General features: G+C 43.7%; 11 protein-coding genes. 4 read left to right on the top strand and 7 right to left on the bottom strand.

Annotated elements, in window-relative coordinates:
* The first annotated feature begins 94 nt into the window (after positions 1 to 94).
* Positions 95 to 1324 carry a phosphoglycerate dehydrogenase gene (gene serA / locus OCV36_RS02400; protein ID WP_017075402.1) on the top strand — a complete coding sequence of 410 codons (1230 nt, stop codon included), beginning with the start codon at positions 95 to 97 and terminating at the stop codon, positions 1322 to 1324.
* 120 nt (positions 1325 to 1444) lie between these two features.
* On the opposite strand, the gene OCV36_RS02395 is transcribed toward serA, so the two are convergent.
* Together OCV36_RS02395 and OCV36_RS02390 are read right to left on the bottom strand one after the other, a co-directional pair.
* On the bottom strand, positions 1445 to 2158 hold the full coding sequence (locus OCV36_RS02395) for an oxidative stress defense protein (protein ID WP_017075403.1): 714 nt from the start codon (positions 2156 to 2158) through the stop codon (positions 1445 to 1447).
* Between the two features lie 110 nt (positions 2159 to 2268).
* Positions 2269 to 3165: a LysR family transcriptional regulator ArgP gene (locus OCV36_RS02390; protein ID WP_135457217.1), complete on the bottom strand. Its 897-nt coding sequence runs from the start codon at positions 3163 to 3165 to the stop codon at positions 2269 to 2271.
* 142 nt (positions 3166 to 3307) lie between these two features.
* Between OCV36_RS02390 and OCV36_RS02385 the strand changes: the two genes are divergently transcribed.
* On the top strand, positions 3308 to 3937 hold the full coding sequence (locus OCV36_RS02385; RefSeq protein ID WP_017075405.1) for a LysE/ArgO family amino acid transporter: 630 nt from the start codon (positions 3308 to 3310) through the stop codon (positions 3935 to 3937).
* A 98-nt stretch (positions 3938 to 4035) separates the two neighbouring features.
* Here the strand turns inward: OCV36_RS02385 and mscS are convergent, their stop codons facing one another.
* The 5 genes from mscS to tkt all read right to left on the bottom strand — a co-directional run bounded on the left by mscS (position 4036) and on the right by tkt (position 11097).
* Positions 4036 to 4902 (bottom strand): small-conductance mechanosensitive channel MscS, encoded by an 867-nt coding sequence (gene mscS, locus OCV36_RS02380; RefSeq protein WP_135457219.1) that lies wholly within the window; start codon positions 4900 to 4902, stop codon positions 4036 to 4038.
* A gap of 375 nt (positions 4903 to 5277) precedes the next feature.
* Positions 5278 to 6354 carry a class II fructose-bisphosphate aldolase gene (gene fbaA, locus OCV36_RS02375; RefSeq protein ID WP_017075407.1) on the bottom strand — a complete coding sequence of 359 codons (1077 nt, stop codon included), beginning with the start codon at positions 6352 to 6354 and terminating at the stop codon, positions 5278 to 5280.
* A 154-nt stretch (positions 6355 to 6508) separates the two neighbouring features.
* Positions 6509 to 7672, bottom strand: coding sequence for a phosphoglycerate kinase (locus OCV36_RS02370; RefSeq protein ID WP_029225107.1), 1164 nt, complete (start codon positions 7670 to 7672; stop codon positions 6509 to 6511).
* Positions 7673 to 7838: 166 nt separating this feature from the next.
* Complete coding sequence (gene epd / locus OCV36_RS02365; protein WP_135457228.1) at positions 7839 to 8888, bottom strand: erythrose-4-phosphate dehydrogenase; 1050 nt, start codon at positions 8886 to 8888, stop codon at positions 7839 to 7841.
* A 214-nt stretch (positions 8889 to 9102) separates the two neighbouring features.
* Complete coding sequence (gene tkt, locus OCV36_RS02360; RefSeq protein ID WP_135457230.1) at positions 9103 to 11097, bottom strand: transketolase; 1995 nt, start codon at positions 11095 to 11097, stop codon at positions 9103 to 9105.
* 389 nt (positions 11098 to 11486) lie between these two features.
* Here tkt and metK point away from each other — a divergent pair, with 389 nt between their 5' ends.
* Together metK and OCV36_RS02350 are read left to right on the top strand one after the other, a co-directional pair.
* Positions 11487 to 12641, top strand: coding sequence for a methionine adenosyltransferase (gene metK, locus OCV36_RS02355; RefSeq protein ID WP_017075413.1), 1155 nt, complete (start codon positions 11487 to 11489; stop codon positions 12639 to 12641).
* Positions 12642 to 13010: 369 nt separating this feature from the next.
* Complete coding sequence (locus tag OCV36_RS02350) at positions 13011 to 13808, top strand: DUF2189 domain-containing protein (RefSeq protein ID WP_108100903.1); 798 nt, start codon at positions 13011 to 13013, stop codon at positions 13806 to 13808.
* Positions 13809 to 13880: the final 72 nt, after the last annotated feature.

Below are 13880 nucleotides of genomic sequence, written 5' to 3'. Positions count from 1 at the left end.
TCTCCTGACAAAGTGGTGAATTTGTTCCCCTTTCAGCCATTTTGTAGCACGTGCGCCGCATTTGCCCAACCTTTCCATTTTAAGGACGAGAACAATGGCTAAAGTTTCACTGGAAAAAGAAAAGATTAAGATTCTACTTCTAGAAGGTCTTCACCCTTCTTCTGTAGAAGTTCTACAAGCCGCTGGTTACACAAACATTGAGTACCATAAAGGCTCGCTACCTGAAGATGAACTTCTTGAAGCCGTTAAAGATGCTCACTTCATTGGTATCCGTTCTCGCACAAACATCTCCCAAGAAGTTATTGATGCTGCTGAAAAGCTAGTTGCAGTCGGCTGTTTCTGTATTGGTACTAACCAAGTAAATCTTCAAGCGGCAGCAAAACGTGGTATCCCTGTTTTCAACGCGCCGTTTTCAAACACTCGAAGTGTTGCAGAGCTCGTTCTTGGTCAGGTGCTACTGCTATTACGTGGCATTCCTGAAAAGAACGCACTTGCTCACCGTGGCATTTGGAAAAAGAGTGCAGATAACTCAAACGAAGCTCGTGGCAAGCGTTTAGGTATTATTGGTTACGGTCATATTGGTACTCAGTTGGGTATTATTGCAGAGAACCTTGGTATGCGAGTTTACTTCTACGATATCGAGAACAAGCTTTCTCTGGGTAACGCAACTCAAGTTCATACGATGACTGATTTGCTCAACAAATGTGATGTAATCTCTTTGCACGTTCCTGAGACCAATGAAACTAAGAACATGATGGGCAAAGAAGAATTTGAACGCATGAAGCCTGGTTCTATCTTTATCAATGCAGCGCGTGGCACGGTAGTCGATATTCCAGCTCTGTGCGGCGCTCTAGATTCTGGTCACCTTTCAGGTGCAGCAATCGATGTATTCCCAACGGAACCAAAAACCAATGCTGACCCATTTGAGTCACCATTGATGCAGTTCGATAACGTGATCCTAACGCCTCACGTGGGTGGTTCAACTCAAGAAGCACAAGAGAACATCGGTGTTGAAGTAGCAGGTAAGCTTGCAAAATACTCTGATAATGGCTCAACGCTATCAAGTGTTAACTTCCCAGAAGTATCATTACCACTGCATACAGGTGCTTCTCGCCTGCTGCACATTCACGAAAACCGCCCAGGCATCCTAACTCAGATCAACACCATCTTCGCAGAGGAAGGGATTAACATTGCAGGTCAGTACTTACAAACTGCAGCAGATATGGGTTATGTGGTTATCGACGTGGAAGCGAATCGTTCAGAAGAAGCTCTGCTTAAACTGAAAGAGATCGAAGGCACAATTCGTGCTCGTCTACTTCACTAATCATCGAATTAGATCATAAGTAAAAATAGAAAAGGCTCTCGTAATGAGAGCCTTTTTAGTATTTGGCCTACTGTAGGTAAATAGATCATGATGATCTAGTATCTTCCAAAGGTATGTTCACTACTCTTCTAGTTGGTAGATCACATTCACTCGATCACGAATGGTGATCGTTGAATCTTCATAAGAATTCGACTCGGTTCTCGCATCCATCGCCATTGAACGCATCAATACAGGCTGAGAAGATTGTGCGTTGTAATCCACGCGCCAGACATCACCTAACTCACGCTCAAAACCGCCAGCTAATGACTTAGCTTTCGATCGAGCATCCTTTATGGCTTCCAAGCGCGCTTGCTCTTGATACTTAGCTTGGTCGCGAACTTGAAGCTGAATATTATCGATTTGGTTAATACCTTGTCCGATAGCAATATCCATATACTCATTTAGATTCGCTAACTCATTTACTTGAACGGTCACATTACGTGAAGCTCTATAGCCCACCAGCTCAGGTTTACCATCTTTAGGGTAATGGTACTGAGGAGACAAATAGAGGTTCGAACTGTGGACACTTGCCTCATCTACGCCAGCTTGATGCAACTTGTTGAGAAACCCAGTGACCACTTTATCAACGGTATTTTTAGCCTGTTCAGCAGTCATTGTAGATTCCACGACTCTAACAGAAAATGTAGCCATATCTGGTGTTGCGATCACTTCACCATAGCCTGTCGTTGAGATATGCGGAAAAGATGGTGAGTTAGCCAATGACGGAAAACTCACGGCACTCAGTGCTGCAGTAAGAGTAAGAGACGTTGCTAACATCTTTGGTACAAACTTCATTAGGTAGACCTATGCTGAACAAATATCCTTTTATCATAGAGCAATTTGTCACATAACCAATCCCGTGATAGGACTTCTAACACAACTTTGACGCTGCAAAAACCAACAGCTTACTGAGGTAAGTGATTGTGAGCATAATTCAATATCGCTTGAGATATCTCTTTCAGTACCCCGCTTTCTAGTTGCCAATGATGCCAATAGATGCCGTAAGACAATAGGAAGCCAGGAGTAATATCAATCAGCGCACCGGACTCAAGCTCCTCAACAATCTGTAATCGAGGGATCAAACAGTAAGCAACGCCCGACAACGCTAAGCGAACAAAGGCTTCAGAACTACCAACCGTATGATTGATCACGCTATCTCTAGGCATGTTAAAGTGATCATGTAAAAACTTCTTATGCAGATCATCGTATTGATCATATGAAACGGCTGGTGCTTTGCTCAGGGTCGAATAATTTACGCCCTCAGAAAAATAACGCTCGTGGAAATCAGGACTAGCTACACAGACATAATCCATCCTACCAAGATAATCAGCACTGCAACCCGGAATAGCTTGAGACTCTAAACTGATCGCCCCGGCAACCTCACCGCTTTTGATCTTATCTATGGTTCTCGACTCGCCATGAATGACAAGATTCAATTCAACTTGGCGAGACTTCATCACATTAGATAACGCCGGTAACAACCAAGTTGCTAAACTATCAGCGTTGGTTGCTACCGAGATCGATAAAGGCTGAGAGCCCTCTTCATTCATGAGCTCAGGGACAAGTTCATGTTCTAGTAAACGCACTCGACGATACAAACCCAACAGTTTTTTTCCCGCTGGTGTTGGTCTTGGCGGGTTTTCTCTCACCAGAGCTGGCTGAGCTAACCATTTTTCGAGCTGCTTGATACGCTGAGACACCGCCGATTGGGAGATATATAACTGCTCAGCAGCTCTTTCAAAGCTGCGTTGTTTTACCACGGCATCCAGTGCTTCTATCCATTTGTAATCCAATCCACGCATCAATTTACTTCCTTTTTGACCTGACTACCCACCACATTAGCAACTCTAATAATAGATTAAAATCATTAATTATACTTATTGAAAGGGCGAGGGTATCTTCGTCATATCGCACGTAAATATCGTTAAATAAGTGGAGGTTAAAATGAATTTTTGGGTTTTATTACAAGGTTTTGGTCTAGGGGCAAGTATGATAATCCCTATTGGCGCTCAAAATGCGTACGTCCTAAATCAAGGGATAAAGCGCAACCACCATTTAACGGCCGCTACGATTTGCAGCCTACTCGATACTCTGTTTATCTCATTAGGTATTTTTGGTGGCGGAGCGATCCTGTCGCAAAATGAATTACTGCTAACGTCAGTTACCTTAGGCGGTATTGCCTTTCTAACAGTCTATGGCCTGATGTCTCTGCGCAGCGCTTTTAAAACACACTCAAGTGACGAGTCACAAGGTGAGATACTGGCCCGTGGTAAGCGTACCGTTGTTTTAGGTGCATTGGCTGTAACAGTATTAAACCCGCATCTCTACTTGGATACCGTGGTTATCCTAGGTTCAATTGGCGGGCAGTTTGAAGGTAGTGACAGAATTGCTTTTGCCATGGGCACTATCTTAGCTTCATTCGTATGGTTTTATTCTTTGTCATTAGGTGCTGCGAAATTAGGTCCAACACTCTCTAAACCACATGTTAAGAAAGGCATCGATATTGCTGTAGCGACAATGATGTTTGCCATTGCACTTGTACTTGCCAACGGATTGATTGAACAATACTGGTAATCCGACTTCAAAATAAACGCAGCCAACAAAAAAGGCGGATAACCTAAGTTATCCGCCTTTCCTTATAAAAGCTTATAGCTATAAAAACTAACTAGAAATTAAACTTCTACTTTATTCATGTGTACATCCATTTGTGGGAACGGAATTTCGATACCTTCGTCATCCAAGCCTTCTTTGATTGCTTGCATCAGATCGAAATATACATTCCAGTAGTCGGCCGTGTTAACCCATGGACGAACAACAAAGTTGACTGAAGAGTCAGCCAGTGTATGAACACCAACTTGAACACCAGGTTCTTTCAGTACTCGTTCATCTGATTCACAGATCTTAGTCAGTAGCGCTTTTGTCTTCTGAAGATCAGCGTTGTAAGAAACACCGATCATCAAATCAATACGACGCGTATCATGACGTGAGTAGTTTGTAATTGGGCTGCCAATAACGCTACCGTTCGGTACTACGACCATCTTATTGTCTGGCGTTGTTAAAACCGTTTGGAAGATTTGAATTGAATCAACCGAACCTGCCACACCACCAATCTCTACGTAGTCACCAGACTTGAATGGACGGAATGCAACGATAAGTACACCCGCAGCAAAGTTAGACAATGAACCTTGAAGTGCTAGACCTACCGCTAAACCAGCCGCACCAATAACAGCAACCACTGATGCCGTTTGAACACCAAGGCGACCAAGAGCAGCAATCAAAACAATAACAAATAATAAATATCGAACTAAACCGTGGACAAACTCCACAACCGCTCTGTCCATTTTCTTCTTCTGAAGAACCTTAGACACACTATTCGCTACTGCTTTCACAATCAGGTTACCAATAAATAGAATAACCAGTGCTGAGATAATATTTACACCATATTGGATAAATAAATCTGAATTATTTGTTAACCACTGCTCTGCGTGAGACAAACCATCCACAATTGGAGTCTCAATCGCTGTCGAACTATCAGCCATAATGTGCATCCTCTATATAATATGCTATGAGCTAAACTGCCTTAAGCCAAACTTACTCAACGACAAAAAACAGTTTTATTTCTGTTAAGTCATTGTGTTAAAAGTAAATTAAAGCCAAGTCCTTTTTATAAACTGAACCGAGTTCAATTTTTCGGCACGATATCCTATCTTTGACAGATTGCAAAGCCATATTTATGTAAGTTTTTGAATTAATAAAACTTACCAATAAACACAAATACCGATAACTAAAAGACTACGAAATTTATTCACCGTAGGCTAGGTTTTTCACATATTTAATACAAGTTTTTATCAGACATAAAAAAGCCCGCTCAATGAGCGGGCTTTTAAAACTTAAAGAGTACTTAATTCAAAGAATTATAGTACGTCTACAGCGTTAAGGTCAGCAAATGCTTTCTCAAGACGAGTAACCATTGAAGACTGGCCAGCACGTAGCCATACGCGTGGATCGTAGTACTTCTTGTTTGGCGCAGCTTCGCCAGTTGGGTTACCGATTTGACCTTGTAGGAAATCACGGTTCTCAGCTTCGTATGTACGAACGCCATCCCATGAAGCCCACTGAGTATCAGTATCGATGTTCATTTTGATAACACCGTAGCCGATAGACTCTTGGATTTCTGCTTCAGAAGAACCAGAACCACCGTGGAATACGAAGTTAAGAGCGTCAGCTGCAATGCCAAACTTCTCAGCACAGTATGCTTGAGAATCACGCAGGATAGTTGGAGTAAGTACAACGTTACCCGCTTGGTAAACACCGTGTACGTTACCGAAAGAAGCTGCGATAGTGAAACGTGGGCTAACTGCGTTTAGTTTCTCGTATGCGTATGCAACATCTTCAGGAGAAGTGTAAAGCTCAGATGCGTCCATATCAGAGTTATCAACGCCGTCTTCTTCACCACCAGTACAACCAAGTTCAATCTCGATTGTCATGTTTAGTTTAGCCATGCGAGCTAAGTAAGCTGCACATGTTTCGATGTTCTCTTCTAGAGACTCTTCAGAAAGGTCTAGCATGTGAGAAGAGAATAGAGGCTTACCAGTTTGTGCGAAGAACTCTTCACCAGCGTCTAGTAGACCGTCGATCCATGGAAGAAGTTTCTTAGCTGCGTGGTCAGTATGAAGAATAACTGGAACACCGTAAGATTCAGCTACTGCGTGAACGTATTTTGCACCAGCTACAGCACCAAGAATTTGCGCGCCTTGACCTTCAAGTTTAACGCCTTTACCAGCGAAGAAACCAGCACCACCGTTAGAGAACTGAACAACAACTGGAGCTTTAGCTTTAGCAGCAGCTTCAAGAACAGCATTGATAGTATCAGTGTTGATTACGTTTACTGCAGGTAGAGCAAATTTGTTTGCTTTTGCTACTTCAAATACTTTCTGTACGTCATCGCCAGAAATCACACCAGGTTTTACAAAATCGAAGATCTTAGACATGGAAATAGTCCTATTATTCTATTCGTTTTAAGATAAAAAACTTAAGTTTAAAAATTTGCAATCGTTTGCTCACAACTTGTGCCATTCTAGCAAAAAACTGTGATATGCCGCAAACGTTAAAAGGCGAGATTCACATCTCGCCTTTCTAAATCTATTACGCTTTTGCGCGCTCTTCAAGCATCGCAACTGCAGGAAGTACTTTACCTTCAACGAACTCAAGGAAAGCGCCGCCGCCAGTAGAGATGTAAGAAACATCTGCTTTAATACCGAACTTGTCGATAGCCGCTAACGTGTCACCACCGCCTGCTACTGAGAAACCTTCAGAGTCAGCGATTGCTTTAGAAATACCAGCAGTGCCCGCTTCGAAGTTTTTGAATTCGAATACGCCTACAGGGCCGTTCCAAAGGATCGTTTTTGCGTTACCGATGATTTCAGCTAGTGCAGCAGTTGAGTCTGGGCCAAGGTCGAAGATCATGTCGTCGTCTTGAACTTCAGAAACGTGCTTAATTTCAGCTTCTGCGTTTTCGTCGAATGCTTTAGCACATGCAACGTCAGTTGCTACTGGGATAGCACACTCTTTCATTAGCTTTTTAGCGGTTTCAACTAGGTCTTTTTCGTATAGAGACTTACCTACATTGTGGCCTTCAGCTGCGATGAACGTGTTCGCAATACCACCACCAACAACAAGTTGGTCAGCAATTTTAGATAGAGACTCTAGAACCGTTAGCTTAGTAGAAACTTTAGAACCACCAACAATAGCAACTAGTGGACGAGCTGGGTTGTCCATTGCTTTACCAAGTGCTTCAAGTTCAGCCGCTAGAAGAGGACCAGCACATGCTACAGGAGCATAAGTACCAACACCGTGAGTAGAAGCTTGAGCACGGTGAGCTGTACCGAATGCGTCCATCACGAAAATGTCACATAGTGCAGCGTATTGCTTAGAAAGTGCTTCTTCGTTCTTCTTCTCGCCTTTGTTAAAGCGAACGTTTTCAAGAACAGTTAGTTCACCAGCGTTTAGCTCAAGACCATTTACGTAATCTTTCGCTAGCTTAACTTCGCAGTCTAGTGCGTCGTTTAGGTAGTTAACTACAGGAGCTAGAGAGAACTCTTCGTTGTATTCGCCTTCAGTAGGACGACCAAGGTGAGAAGTAACCATAACTTTTGCGCCAGCTTCTAGGCAAAGTTTGATAGTTGGTAGAGATGCAAGGATACGTGCATCTGAAGTTACTTTACCGTCTTTTACTGGTACGTTTAGGTCAGCACGGATAAATACGCGTTTACCTGCAAGTTCCAGGTCAGTCATCTTGATCACAGACATGATTTGTCCTCTCAAATTTAAATAAAAATAAAGTTTTGGAAACTCAGCAACCCTGCTAAGCCTATAAATTATTCAACTGGTAATTCTTTAACTACTCATAATATGTGGACACTTAGCATTTATTTCAAGCTAAAAAATAAATAATCCACACATTTGCTTCTAGGTCTTACTTCTTGTCTTCAGAAGCTTGCATTGCAAGAACCGTATCCAGCATCCGGTTCGCAAAGCCCCATTCATTGTCACACCACACCAGCATCTTCACTAGGTGGCCGTTGCTCACTCGAGTTTGTGAACCATCAACAATTGCGCTATGGGGATCGTGATTAAAGTCGATGGAAACGAGCGGCGCTTCAGTATAGTCAACTATATTGTGTAATGTACACTGGGATGCATTAACAATGGTTTGATTTACGTCATTAACTTTCACATTTGTATTAATTGTGACACTTAAATCCATCGCAGTTACGTTTACCGTAGGCACACGCACAGATATAGCTTCGAACTTGTTAGAAAATTTCGGGAAGATCCTTTCAATACCTTTATGCAATTTGGTATCAACCGGAATGATGGATTGGCTTGCAGCTCGAGTACGACGAAGGTCACTATGGTATGCATCGATAACTTGCTGATCGTTCATTGAAGAGTGAATCGTGGTGATGGTACCAGACTCAATACCAAAGGCATCATCAAGCACTTTAATGATTGGAACAATACAGTTGGTGGTGCATGAACCATTAGAAACGATTCGATGATCAGCTTCAATGGTATCGTGGTTAACACCATAGATAATGGTGTTATCAAGGTCATTCGCACCAGGATGTGAAAACAGAACCTTTTTTGCCCCTGCAGCAATGTGCGCTAGGCCATCATCTCGACAACCGTAAACACCTGTACAATCGAGAACAATATCAACCTCAAGGTCACGCCAAGGCAACAACTCAATATCAGCAAGATGTAAGATACGAATCGTATCAAACTCTCCTTTATCTTCTGCACCAATGCCATGATGGACATAGATGTGCTCTTGATCGTTGGAGATCTTCTTACCGAAGCGACCGTGACTGGTATCGTATTGTAATAGGTGAGCCATAGCGTCAGGCTGAGCAAGCTCATTGACAGCTACTACTTTGATTTGTTGGCTTTTGCCACTTTCATAGATAGCGCGCAATACATTGCGCCCTATTCTTCCAAATCCGTTTATCGCGACTTTTAGCATAGTTCCGTACATCTAACCAAAATTTCGTGCAACAGATGATAACTGAATCCTACCTAAAAGGCATTACTTGAATAATTCAGCTTACTTATGACAGATTGATCTGTTGCTTGTAGGTATTAGTCTAAGTGAAAACAAATCCCAGATACAAAAAACCGAGCTTAGAGCTCGGTTTTTTCATTCATTTCATTGTTAGCACAAGGCTAGCAATCAATGATTAAGCAAGAAGCTCTTTTGCAGTGTTTACTACATTTTCAGTAGTGAAACCGAACATCTTGAATAGCTCGCCTGCTGGTGCAGATTCGCCGAACGTTGTCATACCGATGATCTTGCCACCGAAGCCAACGTACTTGTACCAGAAGTCAGCGATGCCAGCTTCTACAGCAATACGTGCTGTTACGTCAGCTGGAAGTACAGACTCACGGTATTCAGCGTCTTGCTTATCGAAAGCGTCTGTTGCAGGCATAGATACTACGCGTACTTTCTTGCCTTCAGCTGTTAGTTCAACCGCAGCGCTAACGGCTAGTTCAACTTCAGAACCAGTCGCGATAAGGATAAGCTCTGGCTTGCCTTCACAATCTTTCAGGATGTAGCCACCCTTAGCGATGTTAGCCACTTGCTCTGCGTCACGAGGTTGTTGTGCTAGGTTTTGGCGAGAGAAGATAAGCGAAGAAGGGCCATCTTTACGTTCAATTGCCAGTTTCCAAGCAACTGCAGACTCAACTTGGTCACATGGACGCCATGTGCTCATGTTTGGAGTCAGACGTAGAGAAGCAATCTGCTCAACCGGTTGGTGAGTTGGACCATCTTCGCCAAGACCAATAGAATCGTGAGTGTAAACTTGGATGTTCTGAATTTTCATCAGAGCCGCCATGCGCATAGCGTTACGAGCGTATTCCATGAACATTAGGAACGTTGCGCCGTACGGTACGAAACCGCCGTGCAGAGCCATACCGTTCATGATCGCCGTCATGCCGAATTCACGTACACCGTAGTGGATGTAGTTACCAGAGAAGTCTTCAGCGGTTAGCGACTTAGAACCAGACCACATAGTCAGGTTAGAAGGCGCAAGGTCAGCAGAGCCGCCCATAAATTCAGGTAGCATAGCACCGAACGCTTCTAGTGCATTTTGAGATGCTTTACGTGATGCGATGTTTGCTGGGTTAGCTTGAAGATCAGCAATGATTGCCGATGCTTTCTCTTCCCACTCAGCGGGTAGCTCGCCGTTAGTACGACGTTTGAATTCTGTTGCTAGCTCTGGGTGAGCAGCTGCGTATGCGTCAAACTTAGCATTCCACGCTGCTTCTTTCGCTGCGCCTGCTTCTTTCGCATTCCACTCAGCTGCGATATCCGCTGGGATTTCGAAAGGACCGTGTTCCCAACCTAGCGCTGCTTTAGTTGCTGTGATTTCATCAGCACCTAGTGGAGCACCGTGACAATCGTGCGTACCCGCTTTGTTTGGAGAACCAAAACCGATAATAGTTTTAGTACAGATAAGTGTTGGACGAGGATCCGCTTTAGCTGCTTCGATAGCCGCGTTGATAGCATCAGAGTCGTGACCATCAACGGCCGGGATTACGTGCCAGCCGTAAGCTTCAAAACGCTTAGGTGTATCGTCAGAGAACCAACCTTCAACTTCGCCATCGATAGAGATACCGTTGTCATCCCAGAAAGCAACTAGCTTACCAAGACCTAGCGTACCGGCTAGAGAACATGCTTCGTGAGAGATACCTTCCATCAGACAGCCATCACCCATGAATGCATAAGTGTAGTGGTCTACGATGTCGTGGCCTTCTTTGTTGAACTGTGCCGCAAGTGCTTTCTCAGCCATCGCCATACCAACAGCGTTGGTAATGCCTTGACCTAGAGGACCAGTAGTCGTTTCGATACCAGGAGCGTAACCGTACTCTGGGTGACCAGGAGTCTTAGAGTGCAGTTGACGGAAATTCTTAAGGTCTTCAATTGAAAGCTCGTAACCTGCAAGATGAAGCAGAGAGTAAATCAACATTGAACCATGGCCGTTAGACAGGATAAAACGGTCGCGGTCAGCCCACTCTGGGTTTGATGGGTTGTGGTTCAAGTGACCACGCCAAAGAACTTCAGCGATGTCAGCCATACCCATAGGTGCGCCAGGGTGGCCTGAATTTGCTTGTTGAACGCCATCCATGCTAAGTGCGCGAATTGCATTGGCTAGATCTTTACGAGAAGGCATGTCTGCTCCTGAGTACATAAGCGATTTAAAAAAGAGATTGATGCTAAAGTTTTCATTTTTATTAGCGCGGGTATTCTCTCAAACGACTTTAGTGACTGCAAACGTTTTACTGGCATTTTAACGGTCATTTTTCGCAATTTTCGAACATTTACGTCACTTGGTAACAGCTGATCTCAACCGACACGCAAACGTTTAGTTATGACATATCATAAAAAAGAGCTTGTAATTCGACCGCTGGAATTTAGAATAGCCGTCTAGATGTAGAAACACCTACAAAATATACTGTATTTAATGGCGGCGCTTCCTAGCTTGCGACGCCTAAAATTATTTGCATTTAACTATTTGCAACTAAAAACTATTTGCACCCAAAAACTAAAAGTGGAGCTCTCATGGCTAAGCACCTATTCACTTCTGAATCTGTTTCAGAAGGCCATCCAGATAAAATTGCAGACCAAATCTCTGATGCTGTTCTTGATGCCATCTTGGAACAAGATCCAAAAGCACGTGTTGCTTGTGAGACTTACGTTAAGACCGGTATGGTTATGGTTGGCGGTGAAGTAACAACGTCTGCATGGGTTGATATCGAAGAAATCACTCGTGAAACAGTACGTGAAATTGGTTACGTTCATTCTGACATGGGCTTTGACGCTAACTCTTGTGCTGTACTAAACACCATTGGTAAGCAGTCTCCAGATATCAACCAAGGTGTTGATAAAGCAGACCCTAAAGATCAAGGCGCAGGCGACCAAGGTATCATGTTTGGTTACGCAACTAACGAAACACCTATCCTAATGCCAGCTCCAATTACTTACTCTCACCTTCTTGTTAAAAAGCAAGCTGAAGTACGTAAGAGCGGTAAGCTTGATTTCCTTCGCCCAGATGCGAAGTCTCAAGTAACGTTCCAGTACGACCAAGGTAAGATTGTTGGTATCGACGCTGTTGTTCTTTCGACTCAACACTGTGATTCAGTAACAACGCCAGACCTACGTGAAGCGGTAATGGAAGAGATCATCAAGCCAGTACTTCCTGCTGAGTGGATCAACAAAGACACTAACTTCTTCATCAACCCAACAGGCCGTTTCGTAATCGGTGGCCCAATGGGTGACTGTGGTCTAACTGGTCGTAAGATCATCGTTGATACCTACGGCGGCGCAGCTCGCCACGGTGGCGGTGCGTTCTCAGGTAAAGATCCATCAAAAGTTGACCGTTCTGCAGCTTACGCAGCTCGTTATGTTGCGAAAAACATCGTTGCTGCTGGCATGGCTGATCGCTGTGAGATTCAACTGTCTTACGCTATCGGTGTTGCGGATCCAACATCTATCATGGTTGAAACGTTTGGTACTGAGAAAGTAGCTCACGAAATCATCATTGAAGCGGTTCGTCAACACTTCGACCTACGTCCATACGGTCTTCAAGAAATGCTGAACCTTCTTCAGCCTATCTACAAGCAGACTGCAGCATACGGTCACTTCGGTCGTGAAGAATTCCCTTGGGAAGCGACAGACAAAGCAGCAATCCTTGCAGACTTCGCTGGCCTAAAATAATTTAGCCACTGTAATTTGTTTCTTTAAAGCCCTTGCTTCTTAAGTAAGGGCTTTATTTTTATGTACTTACCTACCCTCTTCACCCCACAACACCCTCTACCAGTCTTCTTTACCGTTAACCACAAAGTATAAAAAGCGTTCGATAATTTGTGTTTTCCAACACTACTGACAATAGTTAAGGTAACTCCTAGAGGATCAAGCTCACATTTAGCCCCAATGTAGTTAAGCCTTATATCAATAGTTAAGTGAACGCTAGAGCAATAACTAGGACGATTCGAGCGATTTAGCTCTACACCATAACTCTCATGTAAACCACACCACTGAGCTTTATGGAATTATAACTAGGACGTTATTTAACTAGGGGGATATATGCCTCGTACCGTGCACCCATCGGAACTGAACGATAAAAAAGACAAGGTCAGCGATCAAGATTACGCTCGAACCATCCCTTGTAACCAAATTAGTATTTCGGCACCCTTTCATTGGCTGTCTCTAGCCCTGCATGACTTAGTCAAAATGCCTTTAATTAGTGCATTCTACGGACTATGCTTTATGGCAGCGGCCATCGCGATTGTTCAACTTGTCCAATGGCAAGGGACGCACTTAGTCGTGATGCCAAGCTTAATCGTATACATGTTGATTGGGCCGTTTCTTGCTCTAGGCTTGTATGACGCAAGCTGGGAAAGAGAAAAAGGACACAATGCTAGCCTGTTGCACTCAATGAGAGCTATTACACGAAACTCAACTCACCAATGGGCCTTTGCAATTGTCTTAATGGTCGCAATGATTTTCTGGATGCGAATAGCCGCATTACTACACGCGCTGTACCCATCGGTCCAAGGTGCGCCATTAACTGAGTTTGCTCCCTTCCTGATTACAGGTTCAGTGATTGGCTTGGTCATCGCCAGCTTAATATTCAGTATCTCGGCCTTTTCAATTCCATTAATGATGGAGAGACGTGTTGACGTGATGAGTGCGATTTTCACTAGCTTTAATGCCGTGAAATCGAACATCCCCGCAATGGTCGTATGGGCGAGTATTATTTGTGCTGGTATTCTGGTGGGCTTTGCTACCTACGGCATCGGTATGATCGTGACTATGCCGTTACTCGGGTATGGGACTTGGCACGCTTATCATGAAATCATCAAGAAGAAACATCACGTTTAAATCGTAGAGAGTTCGACGAGCAATGTTATTATGAGGCCTTAGCGTAAATGCTGAGGCCTTTTATCTGGAGTG

Origin of the sequence: Vibrio echinoideorum (assembly GCF_024347455.1) — a bacterium.
Classification (GTDB): Bacteria; Pseudomonadota; Gammaproteobacteria; order Enterobacterales; family Vibrionaceae; genus Vibrio; species Vibrio echinoideorum.
This window is presented reverse-complemented; position numbering and strand designations above follow the sequence as displayed.

Coding starts and splice junctions, on each gene's coding strand:
- serA (WP_017075402.1), top strand. CDS start 95: ATGGCTAAAGTTTCACTGGAAAAAGAAAAGATTAAGATTCTACTTCTA.
- fbaA (WP_017075407.1), bottom strand. CDS start 6,354: ATGTCTAAGATCTTCGATTTTGTAAAACCTGGTGTGATTTCTGGCGAT.
- OCV36_RS02390 (WP_135457217.1), bottom strand. CDS start 3,165: ATGCGTGGATTGGATTACAAATGGATAGAAGCACTGGATGCCGTGGTA.
- OCV36_RS02350 (WP_108100903.1), top strand. CDS start 13,011: ATGCCTCGTACCGTGCACCCATCGGAACTGAACGATAAAAAAGACAAG.
- tkt (WP_135457230.1), bottom strand. CDS start 11,097: ATGCCTTCTCGTAAAGATCTAGCCAATGCAATTCGCGCACTTAGCATG.
- mscS (WP_135457219.1), bottom strand. CDS start 4,902: ATGGCTGATAGTTCGACAGCGATTGAGACTCCAATTGTGGATGGTTTG.
- OCV36_RS02395 (WP_017075403.1), bottom strand. CDS start 2,158: ATGAAGTTTGTACCAAAGATGTTAGCAACGTCTCTTACTCTTACTGCA.
- OCV36_RS02370 (WP_029225107.1), bottom strand. CDS start 7,672: ATGTCTGTGATCAAGATGACTGACCTGGAACTTGCAGGTAAACGCGTA.
- OCV36_RS02385 (WP_017075405.1), top strand. CDS start 3,308: ATGAATTTTTGGGTTTTATTACAAGGTTTTGGTCTAGGGGCAAGTATG.
- metK (WP_017075413.1), top strand. CDS start 11,487: ATGGCTAAGCACCTATTCACTTCTGAATCTGTTTCAGAAGGCCATCCA.
- epd (WP_135457228.1), bottom strand. CDS start 8,888: ATGCTAAAAGTCGCGATAAACGGATTTGGAAGAATAGGGCGCAATGTA.